Origin of the sequence: Mucilaginibacter gossypii, from assembly GCF_017569325.2 — a bacterium.
GTDB lineage: Bacteria > Bacteroidota > Bacteroidia > Sphingobacteriales > Sphingobacteriaceae > Mucilaginibacter > Mucilaginibacter gossypii.
On sequence record NZ_CP071878.2, the window covers coordinates 4,839,591 to 4,859,813 of the forward strand.

Sequence of the window (20,223 nt, forward strand, 5' to 3'; positions counted from 1 at the left end):
CCCGATCAGTATCACCAGCGCCATTATTGGTGTACGAGTCCACACCCATGCACAGCCTCCCATATTTAACTCATCCATCCGCGACAAAATGTTAAATTTTGGCGATGAAATGTTAAATCTACAGTATAAAATGTTAAATCGCTTGCACAACTAACTATTTAGTTATATTTTGGCTTTCATAATCGACCTTATGAAAATCACAATTATTGGAGTACTGCTATTTCTTGTGGGCACAGTAAGCTTATCAGCCCAAACCAATTACAGCATTAAAGGAATTATAGCCGATACCGTTTCTAATTCTAAATTAGCCAACGCAAGCATCAGCGTTATAACTGCTAAAGATTCTATCCTTCAAAAATTTACCCGTGTTAAACAGGATGGTACATTTGCCATTAACAATTTAAGTAAGGGCAAGTTCATTGTACTGGCCACTTACCCCGGTTATGCAGATTTTGTAGAGCATTTCACCTTAGATTCCGCACACACCACACACGATTTCGGCCGCATCAGCATGCTGCTTAAAGAGCGTCTTTTACAGGAAGTAATTGTAAAAGGAAAAGCGGCAGCCATTAAAATTAAGGGCGATACCACCGAGTTTAATCCTGCAGCCTACAATATCCAGCCTAACTCAAAAGTTGAAGACCTTCTGAAACAGCTGCCAGGTATCGAGGTGGATAAAGACGGCAAGATCACGGCACAAGGCCAAACGGTAAAAAAAGTGTTGGTTGATGGCGAAGAGTTTTTTGGCGATGACCCTACCCTGGTTACCAAAAACCTGCGCGCCGATATGGTAGATAAAGTACAGCTTTATGACAAGAAGAGCGATCAGGCTGCCTTTACAGGTATTGATGATGGCGTGAAAGACAAAACCATCAACATTAAACTTAAGGAAGATAAAAAGAACGGTTACTTTGGTAAGCTTGACGGCGGTATAGGTACCGATGGCTATTACCAGGGGCAGGCCTTATTTAACCGCTTTAAGGGAAAGCAGAAGTTTTCAGTTTATGGTACGCTGGGCAATAACGGTAAAACAGGTTTAGGCTGGGAAGATAATAACAAATATGGCGGCGGTAGCGGCATGGAAATGAGCGACGATGGTGGTTTTTACTTCTATAGCGGCGGAGGTGATGATCTTGATAGTTTTAGTGGCCGATATGATGGCGAAGGTAAACCGATAGCGCGTACTGGTGGCGTACATTATGATACCAAATGGAACGGCGATAAGGAATCGTTAAATACCAATTATAAAATAGGGTCGTTAACCGTTGATGGTACGAGCAATACCCAACAGCAAAATAATTTCCCGGGTAATGTATCAAACACCAACAGCGATCAGAACAATCATAATTACATGTTCCGCCAAAAGTTGGATGTAAACTACCAGGTAAAACTCGACTCAATGCAGAACCTGAAGATCACTGCCGACGGGACGTTAAGGAACAGTAACACCAGGAGCAATTTCGCAACGCAAACCAGCCGTTTGGATGGTAGCCTAATCAACAGCAACGACCGTGAAAACAGCGCCGATGTTGACGGCAAGGTATTTAACGCCAACGCCTTCTACACCAAAAAGTTTAAAAAGAAAAGCCGTACGCTTTCTGTAAACTTTAAAACCGCTTTCAACGAAAGCGACTCTAAAGGTTTCCTAAGATCAAACACGCAGTTTTATGATTCGGTTGGTACATATGTAAGCAAAGACACCATCGATCAGTACAAGGTAAATAAAACCAAAAGCACCAATATCAATACCAACATAACTTATACCGAACCACTGGCCAAGGATTTTACCCTCGCCGTTAGCTATGCCCTATCGGTAAACAACGCTACTGCCGACAGGCGCACGTTCAATAAAGATCCAGGCAACGGACCTTATAATATACTCGATAACATTTACAGCAGCGATTATAAACTGAACCAATTGTCGAACCAGGGGGGCATGGTATTTAATGTACAAAAACAGAAATACTCGTTCAACTTTGGTACAAAAGTCGCTGGAGTAAGGTTTAAGCAGGTTGATGAATTTGGACGGATGGCCGATTTGGTGCGTAACTTTACCAATTGGTATCCCCAGGCTTCCTTCCAGTACAAATTCACTAAACAATCAAGCTTAAGGTTGAACTACAACGGGAATACAACACAGCCCAATATTGACCAGATCCAACCCGTACGCGTAAATACCGATCCTCTGAATATACAGGTAGGTAACGCAGGGCTTAAGCCATCGTTTACTAACAGGTATAATATCAGTTACAACTCATACAAGGTAATCAGCAACCAGTATATCTGGATCAGCGGATCATACTCAACTACCAGTAACCCTATCGTGAGCAATGTAACACGCGATACCACTACCGGTATCAGCACTTATCAATCGTCAAACCTTAAAAACAAATCAACCAGCAATTTTTGGGTTAATAGCTATTTTGAGAGAAAGATTCCCGGTCTGGACATTAACGCAGGTTTTGAATTATCCGGCAATGGTAATACTTACTATAACCTTTCAAACGATGTGCTTAACGAAACTAAATCATATAATTATTCGGGCAATATCAGGCTATCTAAATATAAGGAAAAGAAATTTGATGCCTGGATCTCGGCAGGGCCTACTTATACCATTAACTCTTCATCGCTTAATACGGTCCAAAACAATAATGGCCGCGGGTTTAACGCCAACGGAGGGTTTAATATCTACCTTCCCGGTAAATTCCAGATCGGCTCGGATGGTAATTATACCTATAACGCCCCTACAAAATCATTCCCACAGGATTTCAGAAGGTTCCTGCTAAATGCAAACATATCGAGGACATTCATGAAAGATGCCTTGAAAGCTACCATTTCGGGTAATGACCTGTTAAACCAAAATACCGGCTATAACCGCACCGGATCGGCCAATGTGCTTACACAGGAGCGTTATACCACTATCAGAAGATATTTTATGTTTTCCCTCACCTGGGATTTTAACAAAGTTGGAGGCGGTGCACCTAAAAAATAACCTATCATGAAAAAGATTTTAACCTTAACAACCATATTGCTATTAAGTGCGAACTTTTTGCTTGCGCAGGGCAATAAGCATTTTACTTTTCACGGTACCATTGAGTATAACAAAACCTCAAATGTATGGGCTATGTTGCAAAAAGCCATTAATAAAGATAACGAAATGTGGTACCAGCCCAGGTATGAACAATATAAAAAAACCAAACCCCAGTTTAAGGTATTAAAAAGCACCCTAAAATTTGGCAATAACCAAACGCTGTTTACACCTATTGAACCGGAAACACCAACAGCCGGTTACTGGAGTGAGCCAATGATGACAGCTCAAAACAGCACCGTATTTTCTGACTTTAATACAGGACTGAGCATCAGCCAAAAAAGTGTATTTGAAGAAACCTTTTTGGTGAAAGACACCACCCGTCATATCAAATGGAAACTTACCGGCGAAACCCGTGAAATTGCCGGCTATCCATGTCGTCGGGCTAACGGCCTGATTCTTGATTCGATTTATGTAGTAGCTTTTTATACCGAAGAGATTCCTGTTTCTGGCGGTCCCGAATCATTTAATGGCTTGCCAGGGATGATATTAGGCGTAGCCCTCCCGCACGAAAACGTAACCTGGTTTGCCACTAAAGTTACCGAACAGCCTATCGACGAAAAATCATTAACAGCACCCAAAAAAGGCAAAGCAGCCACTAACAAGAGCTTCATGACTATATTGCAAAACGCCATGAAAGATTGGGGTACGGAGGGAAAAGAGTATTTGAAGGGGTTTTCGTTGTAGATAAATTCATACTAACTACCAACAAATAAAAAACGTCATTACCTTTCTGGCAATGACGTTTTTTATTGTATCAAAAATCTTGGCGACTTAGCGCCTTGCGTGCTTAATAAAACTTACGCATTGGCCAAAGCCCTATCCAAATGCACATAACCACCATCAACATAAATTAGCTGACCGGTAGTATGGCTTGATACCGGCGACAATAAAAACGCTACGGTATTGGCAATTTCCTCAGCAGTAGTCATCCGGTTACCCAGCGGAATTTTTGACTCAATTTCTTTCAGTTTTGCCTGAGGATCGGGCAGGGTCTTGATCCAATTAGCGTAAAGCGGTGTCCAGCATTCGGCTACTACCAGTGCGTTTACGCGGATGCCGTATTTCAAAAGCTCAACCGCCCATTCGCGGGTAAGCGCGTTACGGCCACCGTTTGATGCCGCATAACCCGAAGTATTACCCTGACCTGTATCAGCAGTTTTTGAGGTAATGTTAAGGATAGCCCCTTTTGATTTTTTTAGTTCGGGCAAGGCGTGATGCGCCATCAGATAATAATGCACCACGTTTTTATGTAACGATGCCATGAAACCTTCGTAGTCGCCGCTTTCCAGGCCGACTCCATCATTTACCCCGGCATTGTTTACCAATCCGTCAATACGGCCAAATTTAACTATAACTTTATTCACTGCGTTTTCGCATGCTTTGGGATCAGTAAGTTCGGCTACTACCTGATACGCCTTATGTCCTGCTGCTTCTACAGCTTCAACCGTTTTCAGGTTATCAGCCTCACCGCGGCCTATTATAACCGGGATAGCCCCTTCAGCAGCTAACACTTTCACTATGCCTTCGCCTATGCCCTTGGCCCCCCCGGTAACAATAATTACCTTATCTGTAAGTTGTAAATTCATTTTTTTATAATAGATAGATCAAATATTAATGCGAACCTGATAAGGTTAGCTTTTTAACTTTATGGTTGTTGATAGCAAAGATCAGGATGCCAAAAAAGCAAATACCCGGAACAACATAAGCCCACTGAATGCTATGAGTGGCATCAGATACCCTACCCATGATTACCGGGAAAATAGCGCCACCTACAATACCCATAATTACCAGCGACGAACCTAATTTGGTTTTAGCACCAAGTCCACGGATACTTAACGAGAAAATAGTTGGGAACATGATAGACATAAAGAACCATGTACACATTAACGCGTAAACCGCTACTTCGCCTTTTAGTGTTACGGCCATAGCTATCAGGAAAATGTTAATAATCGCATAAGTGATAAGCAGTTTAACCGGGTTAAAATAACGCATGAGCAATGTACCAATAAACCTGCCTGCCATGAAACCCGCAGAAGCGATAGTGAGATAAAAAGAAGCTGGTTTTTCGGCAAATCCGGCTACTTTTTCTGAATAGCGGATAAAGAAACTGCTTATACCCGCTTGCGCCCCTACATATAAAAACTCTGCAAAGATACCGGCCCTTAAACTTTTCACGTGCAACAGCTCGCTTATCCTTACACCAAGCGAACGATTGTCGTTAACTGCCTCTTCACTGGTTTCTTCAACAATTGGCGGGAAGTGCGTACGATAAATTAAGAATGCAACTACAAGCACCACTGCGCCAATTACCACAAAAGGAATTTGTACAGACGATGCTTCATGATTAAGATATTCATTCAGCTGCTCGGGCGACATTTTGCTTGATTCCGCATCTGTTAACACTTTGCCCGATAAAATATAATTGCCACCTACAAGCGGAGCTAAGGTAGCAGCCAATCCGTTAAATGATTGTGAAAAGTTGATCCTTCTTTCAGCACCAGCCGGATCACCTAATACCGTGATGTAAGGATTAGCGGCTGTTTCCAAAAAGGCCGCTCCCGAAAATACGATGAATAACGCTGCTAAAAAGAACGCGTAGTTACGCACCGCAGCAGCAGGGAAAAACAGGAATGCTCCTGTTGAAAAAAGTATCAAACCTAAAATGATCCCACCCTTGTAGCCATATTTTTTCATGAATTGCGCGGCCGGAATGGGTAATATAAAATAGGCAATATAGGATGCCGAATCGATCAGTGAGGATTGCAGGTCATTAAGCTGACAGGCTTTTTTTAAGTGTGGAATTAGTATCGGATTAAGATTGAGCGCGAACCCCCAGATAAAGAACAGGGAGGTAATTAATGCTACTGCGAACAGGGCGTTGTTTTTTGACATTGAGTATTTATTGGTTGGTTGTATATTGATCTGTTATTTAAATGCGGTCGCGATCTCATCTAACGAAATCCCCAGCGTTTTTAATGCTATTTTATTTAATGCGGCTTTATTACCGGTGAAATGGAATACACTATGTTTATGTGTAAGCTTTTCGCCCGGCTTCAGGAACGCGGCGGGTGATACACTTTCTATCTCATAAAAGGGCCCCATTTGTTTACCATCTGCCAGTGGGCCATCGTTATAAGCATTTACCGCGTCGCCGCTGTAAGGCGCAGTATCTGTTTTCCATTCCTGGTTTAGGTAGGATGCTGTGCTATCCACATCAAACGTGGTGATGGTTAAAACATCGCTCTCCGCATCATAGCTACCAGCCATATTTTTTGCACGATGAGGTGGAATACCCAGCTTGCCACGGCTTTTTCCATCAGCCTTAAACAGCAGGATGCCGTTTTTATAAGTGATTCTGTCTTTCGGGATCTCGCCAAAATAATTGGTAGTAGCTATTTTACCGGTAGCACTTTCATTATATGGCACTACGATCACCACTTTTGGCGAAGGGGTAAACATATCTAAATTCCAAAGGCATGGCGCACCGGTTATTTTATCCCAGGCCTTATCACCTGTATTTATGATAGTATTCAGCGTATTGAAGCCTACTGCCTTTACCGATGTGTCGGCATCAATACCAAGTGCCTGCTGTATAGCATTTGGCTCCATAATCTCCACATCCCGCTCCAGCTTTATTGATAATTCGGTACCGGCATAATTTTGCAGATGGGTGCTTTTGCTCATCGATACCTTTTTATCCGAAGCTGAAATGAGTTCCCAGCTTTCATTATCAACAGCAGCCGGCGTATGCCAATTGGCAAACTCCATTTTGGTGTCCGGCTTAAAGAAAAGCGAGAATTGCCCGCCTTCCGGCCCAAGCCACAGGCGATCTTCACCGCCAAAGGCATTCATATGCGGGTCTGGCTGTTTCAAATCGAATGTTTCATACTTGATCCATCCGAAACTTTTACCATTTAAACCATCAGCGGTAGATGTAAAAACCTTTGCCTGATATTTGGGCGATACGATCACCTGCCCTAAACCGCTGCCATCTTTTAAAACGATAACACTATCCTTTGCTTTTAAAAAATCAAGATCTGATCCAAAAGTTCCTTTCATGGGTAGTTGAGGGTTGCGCATGGTACACGACACCGAAGCGGCAAACAGCAAAACTAATGATGACTTTTTTAAAAGCTGCACCATACCGCTTATTTATGTTTAGGATTTAAGCCAATCACATTCACCATTGTGCCGATATGGTCAATACTGATCTCCACAACGTCGCCGGCTTGCAAAGTAAAACTTGGCAGCGGCACCAGGCAGGTGCCCGTCATTAAAAAGCATCCGTTAGGAAAATCACATTCACTGTATAAATAGCCGGTAAGCTCGGTAAAAGAACGTTTAATGCGCGATACCGTTGTTTCGTCTTCAAAAACGATTGTACCATTTCGCTTAATGTTCATGCTGATGACTGTTTCCCCCGGAATTGGCGATGAAGTAACATATAAGCATGGCCCAAGTGCGGCACTTTTTTCATAAACTTTAGCCTGCGGAAGGTACAACGCATTTTCTCCCTCAATACTCCGGGAGCTCATATCATTGCCAATGGTGTATCCCTGGATATTACCATCGCTATTCACAAATAGTGTAAGTTCAGGCTCCGGCACATCCCACTCCGAATCTTTGCGGATGTAAACCTCGCCCTTATGTCCGGATACCCGGTGAGCAAGTGCTTTGAAAAAAAGCTCAGGGCGGGCTGCATCATAAACCTTGTCATACAAACTTGCGCCGGTTTCTGATTCTTCCATGCGGGCATCACGGCTACGTAAATAAGTTACACCCGCAGCCCATACTTCCTGATTACCTATAGGTGGCAATATGTTGCCGGTTAAATGTTCGTCTTCTACTTCAGGACTTAAAGCCGTGGTATCTGTAGTTACCGATTCAAGATAGGCTGCCAAACCATCACGATTGATCAGTTTGTCCCATTCATCATCAATAATATATGATGACCCGTTATGTTGCAATAGGCTGCCTTTTGCCAGTTTATATAGTTTCATTAGTTTACTTCCAGTTCGTCTTTTGAGGGGAATTTAGGGAAAGGGCCGTGTTCGCCGGTTTGATACCAAAACACGGTTGAAGCAATATCGTCCTGCAAGGGCATGTAACGGCCATCATGCCGCCAGCCTAAGGCTTGTATGGTAACTTTTAAACTTTTTTCAAAGCGAATGGGGTCAACGATATGCCAGCGGTACATGCCGAAACGTTGCGCAATATTGTAATGCCCGTCACCACGGATCACCTGCGGCAAGCCGCTGTAGGGGCTGCAAAATTCGGTGTATTCTGTTCCGGGTTTCTCTTTACCATCAGCATCCTTGTGATGGGTATCAAAATCATATGATCCGCAGAAATAATCCTCCGTACCAGTACCGTTTATGGTAGGGAATTTGGTATCGCCATCCATAAAAAACTTGATCTCACCTTCGCCCCACCAGCCATTTTTATTTGAGCCATAAGCGATGTAAGTACCTACGTATTGCCCTTTGCCTTTAATGCTATCCACCAAAACAAAATCTTTTTTATAAGGCAGCGGATTTACCCTGCGAAATTGCGCATGAAAATACCCTGCATCTTCAGGTACATCGGTCAGGGTATAATCCACCTGGTAATATAGCACCATGTCTTCATCATCAATGTTTTCCATGGTGATGCGACATTTTTTTCGGAACGGCATTGGCCAGTAACAATTGAATGCGCTGCCAGGGTTTACTGCAACAGCAAGGGAACTTACCGGCGCATATTTACCCCAACCCATACAAAAAAAGTCGCCCACCGGCACCTCCACGGATGGGGTAGTTTCATCGTCCCAATAAAAACGGATTATGGAATAGCGCCAGTTACCGGTAGGTGTCATCCAGATATGCTGAATAGCGCCCGATCCGTTAATTTCGGCAACGGTAAAAGTTGTGTGCTTTTTGATAACAACGCTCGGGCTTACTTTCCAGGTCTGGCCCAGATCGCGCGAAGCGTTGGCGCCGGTGCCGTTTGTGGCCATGCCACCTTTACCTTTCTCGCCCGTAAAATTTTCCGGACTGATAGACCGTGTCTTAGCGTCAGACGTACGGTAAAGATTCCCGAGCCCAACATCAAGCCCATTAAATTTTTGCTGTGCACTAACAAACGAAGCAACAATAACACACAGGCAGATCGTTAAAAAATAATTTTTCACCATAAAACTTATCTTTAAAATCAATTAACGCAGTAATTGGTAATGCGCTCCAGGTTTATTTGTTTATGCTTCAGGCCTTGGTTAAAAAGCCATTCACAATCATATTGATAATTTTTTGCTATCCATACCGCTTTATAAGCATAACATGCGCATATTTTGGCATGGCTTACCTGCGGTTGATAAAGCTAATTTAAAATTTATTAAATAAATGCCTGCGCCTGTAAAAAACAGGATAGATTAATTGTCCATTCTTCGATAAATAAGCTAAATAAACCACATTTTTGCATATGCCGTTTGATCTGATACTTAACAATCTCGAAAAACACATCCACTTAACCCGCGAAGAACAGGAAATTTTTACGGCTTATTTACAGCCTAAAAAAATAAAACGCAAACAGTTTTTGCTTACTTATGGTGAAGTATGCAAGTATTCGGCTTTTGTAACGGCCGGGTGCCTGAGGGGATATACGGTAGACAAAAGCGGCATAGAACACGTGTTAAGTTTTGCCCCTGCCGATTGGTGGATTGCCGATATGTATAGCCTAATTTCGCAAAAAACCGGTATCCAGAATATCGAAGCATTGGAAGATACAGATGTACTGCTGCTCTCAAAAGCAAATCAGGAAAAACTATACACACAAATCCCAAAGTTTGAACATTTTTTCCGGATCCTCACCGAAAATTCCTTGGTAGCCAGCCAGCAGAGGTTGATCGATAGTTTAAGCCTAACTGCCGAAGAGCGCTATAATAATTTTTGCAAGCGTTACCCCACATTGATCGATCACTTGCCCCAAAAACAAATAGCATCTTATATTGGTGTAACCCCCGAATTTTTTAGCCGGATGAAGGCAGAAATGGTGAGAAAAAGGTAGATGAATGGTTGATTGGGCTGATTAGAGAGTGGTGTTATACGCAATAAATAACTATTCTCCATCCACCTAATCAACTACTCTCCAATTTTCTTAACCTACATCAAGTGCCGCCAACCAATCTCCCTTTAAATTTGTAATATAATTTAAAGGAAACACACAATGGCACAGACCGTTTTACATAAAGCCAACACCCGCGGACATGCAGACCACGGATGGTTACACAGCTACCAATCATTTAGTTTTGCTGGTTATTACAATCCTCAACGGATGAACTTTGGCGCGTTGAGGGTGTTGAACGATGATACCGTTGATCCGGGTATGGGTTTCGGCAAACACCCGCATGATAACATGGAGATTATATCCATTCCGCTGGAGGGTGATCTGGAGCATAAGGACAGCATGAACAATGTAGCTGTTATCAAAAACGGAGATATCCAGGCTATGAGCGCCGGCACCGGAATTTTTCACAGTGAGTATAATTTTGACCGCACCAGCGAAGTTAAGTTTCTTCAAATCTGGATTTACCCTAACAAACGGAACGTTGAACCACGTTATGATCAGATTTCATTAAATCTTGAAGACCGTCATAATAAATTACAGCAGGTATTATCTCCCAATCCGGATGATGCCGGTGTATGGATACATCAGGATGCGTGGTTTCATTTAGGCAAATTTGACAAAGGTGTTAGTACCGAATATAACCTCAAGAAAGAGGGCAACGGAGTTTATGCGTTTGTTTTAAACGGAGAAGTAAATATCAACGGTCAAACATTGAGCAGCCGGGATGCTTTAGGTATCTGGGACACCGACAAGTTCACTATTGAAGCAGGTACCGACGCCGAGTTTTTATTGATAGATGTACCGATGAAATTTTAAGATCATGGAAAAGACACAGATACTGGTGGTTGGCCGCCATCCTGAAATTTTAGCTACCGTAGTACGGCTGGTAAACAATAATCCTGATTGGAACGCAACAGGCTGCCTCACCGATGAGGAAGCCATTGCTGCGTTCCAGTCACAAGACTTTAAAGTGGTGTTATTAGGTGGAGGGGTTGATGAGGTTTCAGAGGGGAAATTGAAGGATTACTTTTTTACCGAAAAGCCGGATATTAAGATAGTACAGCATTTTGGCGGGGGAAGTGGATTACTTAGTGCGGAAATTTTCGAGGCGTTGGGCTCATGTTAAATAGCTATTGTACTTTTTTCGTTAATTCATTTAACAGCACATCCCTATTACATATTTCTGGTTGAATCCTTATCCAACCTTTGCCGCTCCATTTCCTTGAAAACTTCGAAATGCTATTATCATAAAGATCGATAATGCCACTTTCCTGTTCTTTAACAATCAAATTATTCCAATTTATGGTTCTATAAGGCATTCCTTCTGCTTTAACTTCGACACCATCATCGTTTAATACGATTTTAAATGTCTCATGCATTCTCCTTAGCTTTTTTCTAAGTGTAATCTGCGGAAGAAATATAGCTACAGGGGCGATGATAATAGTGGAAATGAAAAAGACCTTAAATTCGTGGCGCCCTACCGAAAGATATTGTAGAATAGCAACGGACAACACGATCATAGTCATTCTTCTAAACATCGCAATTAGCAAACGTCTTATTAACCTTCCAAGCTGATTTTGATCAATAGTATATATTATCTCTTGCATTTATGATAAGATCAGTATGTTAAGATAGAAATCTATTGCAATATAAAAAAACAAGTAATTTATATTTCAGCTACAAACTAATACTGTATCATATACTTGCACGACATTGAATTTAATTAATGTAAACGATCATAGCCACGGTGCCAACAACTTTAGCTTGCGCACGTGCCACACGCGTATTCCAAGATAAGTCGCGCATAAAAGCGCCCAAAACGCACGCGGCACGTGTATAGTAGCTAAAGAAACAGGGAAAGCCATGAGTTACACTCTAAATGAATCTTTCCCCCAATGCCATTGTAATGACGCTAAGGCTTATCGACTTTCCGTTCGTTTAGGACAGATATTTACTGTAAGCAAGAACAAACAACGGGCTTTTAAACGATTGGCTATCTGGTATAATGAGGTTGAGGATGTAGGTATTGACGCGTTTAAAACCTTAGCCCGTTCAGTGCAACAACATATCAATCCATCCTGAACTTCTTCGATAATCGAAGTACAAATGCTTCAGCCGAATCCTTCAACGCTAAGATCAAAGCTTTCAGGGCTACTTCAAGAGGCGTCAGAGACACTACTTTCTTCCTGTTCACACTGCAAAACATCTATGCCTAAATTATTCTATCCCCCTCTCGGACTGAACCCAGGTCTGAAGGATTTGTGAAAAGCCCATTAAACGCAAAAAGCCCTAGTAATTAGCTAAGGCTTTTGCGATGTTGCACCATTGAAGGTGATAAAGGGTGGCACCGACCTACTCTCCCACGTTTTACCGCAGTACCATCGGCTCTGGCGGGCTTGACTTCTCTGTTCGGAATGGGAAGAGGTAGACACCGCCGATATAGGCACCTGAATTTCTTTTGGTTCATTTGTTCATTCGTTCAGTAGTTCATTGGTATGAGCTTACTGATGAATGTTCATTTTATCGAACCTATTATTTTATTTGTTTCCTGTTCTTTTATCCACCATGCTTAGCCCTAATGAACCAATGACATCAATGAAACCAATGAACATTTTACAAATGACATATTATTGAAAGAAGTGATTGAATGTAAGAGAAAACAACAGCTTTTGTTGTTTTTGTTGTCACCGGCTCACTTATCCCTCATTCTACGATATTGCTACCAATGAACTACCGAACAAATGAACCAGTGAACGTTTTTCTATCTGAAGAAAGCTTCGGGCAATTAGTATTACTCGGCTATGATGTCACCACCTTTATACCTGTAACCTATCAACGTAGTAGTCTCCTACGACCCTCAATGGAAGTCTCATCTTGTGGCTAGTTTCGCACTTAGATGCTTTCAGCGCTTATCTATTCCCAACGTAGCTACTCTGCAGTACACCTGGCGGCATAACAGATTCACCAGAGGTTAGTCCAACCCGGTCCTCTCGTACTAAGGTCAGCCCCACTCAAACTTCCTACGCCCACAACAGATAGGGACCGAACTGTCTCGCGACGTTCTGAACCCAGCTCGCGTGCCACTTTAATGAGCGAACAGCTCAACCCTTGGGACCTTCTCCAGCCCCAGGATGTGACGAGCCGACATCGAGGTGCCAAACCTCCCCGTCGATATGAGCTCTTGGGGGAGATCAGCCTGTTATCCCCAGCGTACCTTTTATCCTTTGAGCGATGGCCCTTCCATGCAGAACCACCGGATCACTATATCCGTCTTTCGACCCAGCTCGACTTGTCTGTCTCACTGTCAAGCAAGCTTATGCTATTGCACTCCACGTACGGTTACCAAGCGTACTGAGCTTACCTTTGAAAGCCTCCGTTACCTTTTTGGAGGCGACCACCCCAGTCAAACTACCCGCCAAACAATGTTCTCCTCTTTGAAGAGTTAGACACCAAATACAGAAAGGGTGGTATTTCAACGTTGACTAACCGACTCCTAGCGAAGCCGGATCACAGTCTCCCACCTATCCTACACATCCTGTATCCGATATCAATGTTAAGCTATAGTGAAGGTGCATGGGGTCTTTCCGTCCCGTTGCGGGTAACCGGCGTCTTCACCGATACCACAATTTCACCGAGCTCATGGCTGAGACAGCGCCCAGATCGTTACACCATTCGTGCAGGTCGGAACTTACCCGACAAGGAATTTCGCTACCTTAGGACCGTTATAGTTACGGCCGCCGTTTACTGGGGCTTCGATTCAATGCTTCGCCTTGCGACTAACATCCCCTCTTAACCTTCCAGCACCGGGCAGGTGTCAGGCCATATACGTCATCTTGCGATTTTGCATAGCCATGTGTTTTTGTTAAACAGTCGCCTGGGCCTTTTCACTGCGGCTGACATTGCTGCCAGCGCCCCTTCTCCCGAAGTTACAGGGCCATTTTGCCGAGTTCCTTAGCCATGATTCACTCGAGCACCTTAGGATTCTCTCCTCGACTACCTGTGTCGGTTTACGGTACGGGTTTTTATTACCTGAAGCTTAGCGGGTTTTCTTGGAAGTCTGATTACCTGAACTATCACCTTGTCCGAAGATTTGGTGTACTATCAGCTTTCAGCAAAGTCTGCGTACTTAACTACAAACTCTATACCTACAGCCTTTAACGAACTATTCCGTCAGTTCGCGTCAGTGTCACTACTCCGTCACCGCATCGCAGTAATAAAAAGTACTGGAATATTAACCAGTTGTCCATCGGCTACGCCTGTCGGCTTCACCTTAGGCCCCGACTAACCCTGATCCGATTAGCGTTGATCAGGAAACCTTAGTCTTTCGGTGGGCGGGTTTCTCTCCCGCCTTATCGTTACTTATGCCTACATTTGCTTTTCTATTCCCTCCACAGTCAGTTACCTTCCTGCTTCGCCGGATAATAGAATGCTCCCCTACCAGTCATATTAATATGAATCCATAGCTTCGGTATACTGCTTGATGCCCGTTTATTATCCATGCCCGATCGCTCGACTAGTGAGCTGTTACGCACTCTTTAAATGAATGGCTGCTTCCAAGCCAACATCCTAGCTGTCTGTGCAATCGGACCTCGTTAGTTCAACTTAGCAATAATTTAGGGACCTTAGCTGATGGTCTGGGTTCTTTCCCTCTCGGCCATGGACCTTAGCACCCATAGCCTCACTCCAGCGTATATTATAAAGCATTCGGAGTTTATCTGGATTTGGTAGGATTTGACTCCCCCGCACCCAATTAGTAGCTCTACCTCTTTATAACTCAACCGCCAGGCTGTTCCTAAAAACATTTCGGGGAGTACGAGCTATTTCCCAGTTTGATTAGCCTTTCACCCCTACCCACAAGTCATCCGGAAACTTTTCAACGTTTATCGGTTCGGTCCTCCAGTACCTGTTACGGCACCTTCAACCTGCCCATGGGTAGATCACAAGGTTTCGCGTCTACCTCCCCTGACTATACGCCCTTTTCAGACTCGCTTTCGCTTCGGATCCGTGTCTTAAACACTTAACCTTGCCAGGGAAGAGTAACTCGTAGGCTCATTATGCAAAAGGCACGCCGTCACCCGTTGCCAGGCTCCGACCGCTTGTAAGTACACGGTTTCAGGTTCTATTTCACTCCCCTGTTCGGGGTTCTTTTCACCTTTCCCTCACGGTACTGGTTCACTATCGGTCTCTCAGGAGTATTTAGCCTTACCGGATGGTGCCGGCAAATTCCCACAAGGCGTCTCCGACCTCGCGGTACTCAGGATACCACTATCCTACTATCAATTACCCGTACGCAGCTCTCATGCTCTATGGCCGGGTTTCCCACCCCGTTCCGGTTCTCTTTAATATTCATGTTGTGGTCCTACAACCCCTGCTATGCCGTAACATAACAGGTTTGGGCTTCTTCCATTTCGCTCGCCACTACTCTGGAAATCACTATTGTTTTCTCTTCCTCTGCTTACTTAGATGTTTCAGTTCGGCAGGTTAGCGCATTTATGCAGTTATTCTTCAAATAACTAGGTTTCCCCATTCGGAAATCTGCGGATTAATTCATATTTGCTAATCCCCGCAGCTTATCGCAGCTTATCACGTCCTTCTTCGCCTCTGAGAGCCAAGGCATCCCCCGTGTACCCTTTCTTACTTTCTTCTACTCTTGCGCCTTTTGCGCCGCAAGGTATGTCTTTATTTTAGTCCGTCATTGGTTCATTAGTTCATTGGTTCATTAGTATTACTACTTATTTACCTTTGAAGTCTTGAATTCAACAACTTCCTATCTGTTGTTTTCTCTTGTTTTCAATTACTTCTTCCAATATGTCAAAGAACGTTAGTTTTCATCTGTAGCGTAACCTATATTATAGTTACTGTAGAATACTTGGTGGAGAATAACGGATTCGAACCGTTGACCCCCTGCGTGCAAGGCAGGTGCTCTAGCCAGCTGAGCTAATCCCCCGAAGGATAAATTAATTAGTGATTTGGTGATTTATTGAATTAGTGATTGCTTTTCAATTCACTAACTCACTAATTCCTTAACTCGCTAATTGCCTTTATAGTAGTCCCGAGCAGATTTGAACTGCTGACCCCTACATTATCAGTGTAGTGCTCTAACCAAGCTGAGCTACAGGACTAGTTGTTTTTAGTTGCAGTTATCAGTTGCAGTTTGCAGGACTTTTCTGCCTACTGCTGCTGCCACTGCTTACTGCCACTTGTCCTGTGCTTACTTTCGTTTGCACATTCCACAGATGGCTTCATCTTCTGGGTTTCCTTTTGTCTTTTTGTTTGTGTTTTAAGAAATATCATGTAGGTAACAGTTCCGAGTCTATCAGAGATTCTGCTCCAGAAAGGAGGTATTCCAGCCACACCTTCCGGTACGGCTACCTTGTTACGACTTAGCCCCAGTTACCGACTTTACCCTAGGACGCTCCTTGCGGTTACGCACTTCAGGCACTTCCAGCTTCCATGGCTTGACGGGCGGTGTGTACAAGGCCCGGGAACGTATTCACCGCGTCATTGCTGATACGCGATTACTAGCGAATCCAACTTCACGGGGTCGAGTTGCAGACCCCGATCCGAACTGTGAATGGCTTTAAGAGATTGGCATCCTGTTGCCAGGTAGCTGCCCTCTGTACCATCCATTGTAGCACGTGTGTAGCCCCGGACGTAAGGGCCATGATGACTTGACGTCGTCCCCTCCTTCCTCTCTATTTGCATAGGCAGTCTGTTTAGAGTCCCCACCTTAAATGCTGGCAACTAAACATAGGGGTTGCGCTCGTTGCGGGACTTAACCCAACACCTCACGGCACGAGCTGACGACAGCCATGCAGCACCTAGTTTCGTGTTCCGAAGAACTGTGACGTCTCTGTCACATTCACTAACTTTCAAGCCCGGGTAAGGTTCCTCGCGTATCATCGAATTAAACCACATGCTCCTCCGCTTGTGCGGGCCCCCGTCAATTCCTTTGAGTTTCACCCTTGCGGGCGTACTCCCCAGGTGGAACACTTAACGCTTTCGCTTAGACGCTGACCGTATATCGCCAACATCGAGTGTTCATCGTTTAGGGCGTGGACTACCAGGGTATCTAATCCTGTTTGATCCCCACGCTTTCGTGCCTCAGCGTCAATCATACTTTAGTAAGCTGCCTTCGCAATTGGTGTTCTGTGACATATCTATGCATTTCACCGCTACTTGTCACATTCCGCCTACCTCAAGTACATTCAAGCTCTTCAGTATCAAGGGCACTGCGATAGTTGAGCTACCGTCTTTCACCCCTGACTTAAAAAGCCGCCTACGCACCCTTTAAACCCAATAAATCCGGATAACGCTTGGATCCTCCGTATTACCGCGGCTGCTGGCACGGAGTTAGCCGATCCTTATTCTCAAGGTACATTCAACCCGGTTCACGAACCGGGGTTTATTCCCCTGCAAAAGCAGTTTACAACCCGTAGGGCCGTCTTCCTGCACGCGGCATGGCTGGTTCAGACTTCCGTCCATTGACCAATATTCCTTACTGCTGCCTCCCGTAGGAGTCTGGTCCGTGTCTCAGTACCAGTGTGGGGGGTCATCCTCTCAGATCCCCTAAACATCGTCGCCTTGGTATGCCGTTACCACACCAACTAGCTAATGTTGCGCATGCCCATCTTGATCCTATAAATATTTGATTATAATACGATGCCATATCATAATGTTATGCGGTCTTAATCTCTCTTTCGAGAGGCTATCCCCCTGATCAAGGTAGGTTACATACGTGTTACGCACCCGTGCGCCACTCTCATTAGGAGCAAGCTCCCAAATCCCGTCCGACTTGCATGTATTAGGCCTGCCGCTAGCGTTCATCCTGAGCCAGGATCAAACTCTCCATTGTAAAATGCTTTGTTTAACCACTGACCCTATTATTAATTAATAGAATCTGTATTATATATCTTTATACAGTCTCTCTTCTTTTTGTAACTCTTCAATCTTCCTCTGCCTTAGCTTTGGTTAATCTCCCGTTACGCTACATGATTTCCATTTCTTAAAAGAACTTGCTCGCTTCATCATCCGAATCAGCTATTATGTCGTCGCAATCTTCATCGCTTAACTTGTCAGTTTGTTTCCCCGAAAATCGCTTTCGGCTCTCTTGTTTTACTCATTAACTATTGTTAACTTTCTTCCTTCTTTTATTGACTGAACTCGCTCAGCCTCAACTTCTTTTGCTCTTTCAAGCTCCCTTCCGTTTGGGTCTGCAAAGGTAGAAAACCTTTTCTTATTTCCAAAACTTTTTTATTTTTTATTTTTCAAAGTTTTGATGACGCTTATCTTCCTTCTCTTTCCCTCTTCAGCACCAATTCTTCTACCCTTTGTATGAACTACCGCTCCTGTTTGAAGCGGCTGCAAAGGTGCGAATTTCATTTTGATTTAGCAAGTGAAAATTTCACTTTTTTAATCTTTTTATTCGCTTTTAATTTTCAAAAAACAACGCCTCTTTTTCTAAAGCGGTCACAAATGTACACAGAAAACCAGCTACCAACCAAGATATATTTTCAAATAATTAAACCTATTTTACAACTACCTGTAAATTAAGGCAAAATACATCCCCAAACACCTTCATAATTAAGTAAAGACGGGCATTTAGCTAATGTGTATATTTGAAATGTATATGAACGAGCATAATTTCCCTCCGCATTTCATCGCATCATTGAGCGCGGAAAACGGTTTCGATGAAGAAAATTTTGTAAAAGCGCACCGGTTTGAGGAGGCTCCAACCTCTATAAGGGTTAATCCTTTTAAACCATCTGTCTTAAAAAGCACACAAAATGTACCGTGGTGCGCCAACGGATATTACCTTGAAAGCCGCCCGTCGTTCACTTTTGATCCACTCTTTCATGCCGGCTGTTACTATGTGCAGGAAGCATCATCAATGTTTATTGATCATGTTTTTAAAACAATCAACCAAAATAATGATGATGCGGTAAAAGTACTTGACCTTTGCGCGGCACCCGGAGGTAAAAGCACCCTGCTTAATTCGGCCCTGCAACCTGCCGATTTATTAGTGGCAAACGAGATCATTAAAACACGTGTACCTATATTAACAGATAATTTGAACCGGTGGGGTACAGCCAATACCATCGTCACCAATAATGACCCTAAAGATTTCGGGAGGTTGAAAAGCTTTTTTGATATCATACTCGTTGACGCCCCTTGCTCGGGCTCGGGCATGTTCCGAAAAGATCCGGACGCGATGAGCGAATGGTCGGAAGGGAACGTGAACCTTTGTCACCAGCGACAGGAACGCATACTGGCTGATATTTACCCGGCCTTAAAAGAAGATGGGTACCTTATATATAGCACATGCTCATATTCGCACCAGGAAAACGAGGACATTCTGGACTGGCTTTGTACCGAGTTTGAACTGGAAAGCGTACGTATCCCAATTAATAAGGAATGGAGCATTGTTGAAACCCAGTCGCCGGAGAAAAAAGCCTGGGGCTACCGCTTTTACCCGGGTAAGGTAAAAGGCGAAGGCTTATTTGCCGCCTGCCTGCAAAAAAAAGAAAACAGCGGCGACCTGGCCTCCTTTAAAAACAACACCCAGCAAAAACTGCCGGGCAAGGAGCTCGACCAGGTGCGCTCATATATTAATAACCCCGACGAGTTTTATTATTTTAAAGTAAATGACGACTGGATGGCTATTAACCGAACGCACAAGGAAAGCCTTAATATATTGCAAAGGCACCTTTATATTAAAAAATCGGGGGTAATTATTGGTAAACTTGCCGGTAAGGACCTGATCCCTGATCATGAACTGGCGCTAAGCCTTATAATTAATAAAGATGCAGTTTTGGAAACGCCCCTTAATAAAGATCAGGCTATCCAATACCTGCGGCGGGATAATATCGAACTATCCACAACAGATAAGGGCTGGACGCTCATGACCTTTGAGGGGCATCCGCTTGGCTGGGCCAAATTATTGCCAAACCGGATCAATAATTATTATCCTAAAGAAATAAGGATTCTCTCGGCACATCCCCCGAGAGAATGGTAATATTATGCCTTTGTGT

At 43.7% G+C, this 20,223-nt stretch carries 12 protein-coding genes, 2 tRNA genes, 3 rRNA genes and 1 pseudogene; 7 read left to right on the plus strand and 11 right to left on the minus strand.

Features of this window, described 5'->3' with window-relative positions:
- Positions 1-190 precede the first annotated feature (190 nt).
- Positions 191-2,992, plus strand: coding sequence for an outer membrane beta-barrel family protein (locus J3L18_RS20210; protein WP_129571844.1), 2,802 nt, complete (start codon positions 191-193; stop codon positions 2,990-2,992).
- 6 nt (positions 2,993-2,998) lie between these two features.
- Entirely contained in the window at positions 2,999-3,775 is a 777-nt protein-coding gene (locus J3L18_RS20215) for a GLPGLI family protein (protein ID WP_129571845.1), read from the plus strand.
- Positions 3,776-3,888: 113 nt separating this feature from the next.
- On the opposite strand, the gene J3L18_RS20220 is transcribed toward J3L18_RS20215, so the two are convergent.
- From J3L18_RS20220 to J3L18_RS20240, 5 genes are read right to left on the minus strand one after another with little or no spacing between them, the layout of a single operon-like run.
- Positions 3,889-4,677 (minus strand): SDR family oxidoreductase, encoded by a 789-nt coding sequence (locus J3L18_RS20220; protein ID WP_091176575.1) that lies wholly within the window; start codon positions 4,675-4,677, stop codon positions 3,889-3,891.
- Between the two features lie 25 nt (positions 4,678-4,702).
- Positions 4,703-5,983: an L-fucose:H+ symporter permease gene (gene fucP, locus J3L18_RS20225; protein WP_090534993.1), complete on the minus strand. Its 1,281-nt coding sequence runs from the start codon at positions 5,981-5,983 to the stop codon at positions 4,703-4,705.
- Between the two features lie 33 nt (positions 5,984-6,016).
- A complete protein-coding gene (locus tag J3L18_RS20230) occupies positions 6,017-7,234 on the minus strand; it encodes a DUF6786 family protein (RefSeq protein ID WP_129571846.1) in 1,218 nt (405 codons plus the stop codon).
- A 5-nt stretch (positions 7,235-7,239) separates the two neighbouring features.
- Positions 7,240-8,091 (minus strand): fumarylacetoacetate hydrolase family protein, encoded by an 852-nt coding sequence (locus J3L18_RS20235; RefSeq protein WP_129571847.1) that lies wholly within the window; start codon positions 8,089-8,091, stop codon positions 7,240-7,242.
- Positions 8,091-9,263 carry a glycoside hydrolase family 172 protein gene (locus J3L18_RS20240; RefSeq protein WP_129571848.1) on the minus strand — a complete coding sequence of 391 codons (1,173 nt, stop codon included), beginning with the start codon at positions 9,261-9,263 and terminating at the stop codon, positions 8,091-8,093. Before J3L18_RS20240 ends, J3L18_RS20235 begins: the two co-directional genes overlap by 1 nt.
- A gap of 284 nt (positions 9,264-9,547) precedes the next feature.
- Here J3L18_RS20240 and J3L18_RS20245 point away from each other — a divergent pair, with 284 nt between their 5' ends.
- The 3 genes from J3L18_RS20245 (at position 9,548) to J3L18_RS20255 (ending at position 11,318) form a co-directional block, all read left to right on the plus strand.
- Positions 9,548-10,132, plus strand: coding sequence for a Crp/Fnr family transcriptional regulator (locus J3L18_RS20245; protein ID WP_129571849.1), 585 nt, complete (start codon positions 9,548-9,550; stop codon positions 10,130-10,132).
- A gap of 159 nt (positions 10,133-10,291) precedes the next feature.
- Positions 10,292-11,008: a pirin family protein gene (locus J3L18_RS20250; protein WP_129571850.1), complete on the plus strand. Its 717-nt coding sequence runs from the start codon at positions 10,292-10,294 to the stop codon at positions 11,006-11,008.
- A 4-nt stretch (positions 11,009-11,012) separates the two neighbouring features.
- Positions 11,013-11,318, plus strand: a complete 306-nt coding sequence (locus tag J3L18_RS20255; RefSeq protein ID WP_129571851.1) for a hypothetical protein — start codon at positions 11,013-11,015, stop codon at positions 11,316-11,318.
- 4 nt (positions 11,319-11,322) lie between these two features.
- On the opposite strand, the gene J3L18_RS20260 is transcribed toward J3L18_RS20255, so the two are convergent.
- The gene (locus J3L18_RS20260; protein WP_129571852.1) at positions 11,323-11,799 is read right to left on the minus strand and encodes a hypothetical protein; all 477 of its coding nucleotides are present in this window, start codon (positions 11,797-11,799) and stop codon (positions 11,323-11,325) included.
- Between the two features lie 256 nt (positions 11,800-12,055).
- Between J3L18_RS20260 and J3L18_RS20265 the strand changes: the two are divergent.
- A pseudogene (locus J3L18_RS20265) lies at positions 12,056-12,408 on the plus strand (transposase).
- Positions 12,409-12,531: 123 nt separating this feature from the next.
- Here J3L18_RS20265 and rrf read toward each other — a convergent pair.
- From rrf to J3L18_RS20290, 5 genes are all read right to left on the minus strand, one after another.
- A 5S ribosomal RNA gene (rrf, locus tag J3L18_RS20270) occupies positions 12,532-12,643 on the minus strand.
- 314 nt (positions 12,644-12,957) lie between these two features.
- A 23S ribosomal RNA gene (locus tag J3L18_RS20275) occupies positions 12,958-15,837 on the minus strand.
- Between the two features lie 225 nt (positions 15,838-16,062).
- Positions 16,063-16,139, minus strand: a tRNA-Ala gene (locus J3L18_RS20280).
- Between the two features lie 100 nt (positions 16,140-16,239).
- Positions 16,240-16,314, minus strand: a tRNA-Ile gene (locus J3L18_RS20285).
- A gap of 212 nt (positions 16,315-16,526) precedes the next feature.
- Positions 16,527-18,047: ribosomal RNA gene (locus tag J3L18_RS20290) — 16S ribosomal RNA — on the minus strand.
- The 16S, 23S and 5S rRNA genes sit together here with 2 tRNA genes alongside, the layout of an rRNA operon.
- Positions 18,048-18,821: 774 nt before the next feature.
- Here J3L18_RS20290 and J3L18_RS20295 point away from each other — a divergent pair.
- Entirely contained in the window at positions 18,822-20,207 is a 1,386-nt protein-coding gene (locus J3L18_RS20295) for a methyltransferase RsmF C-terminal domain-like protein (protein WP_129571633.1), read from the plus strand.
- Positions 20,208-20,223: the final 16 nt, after the last annotated feature.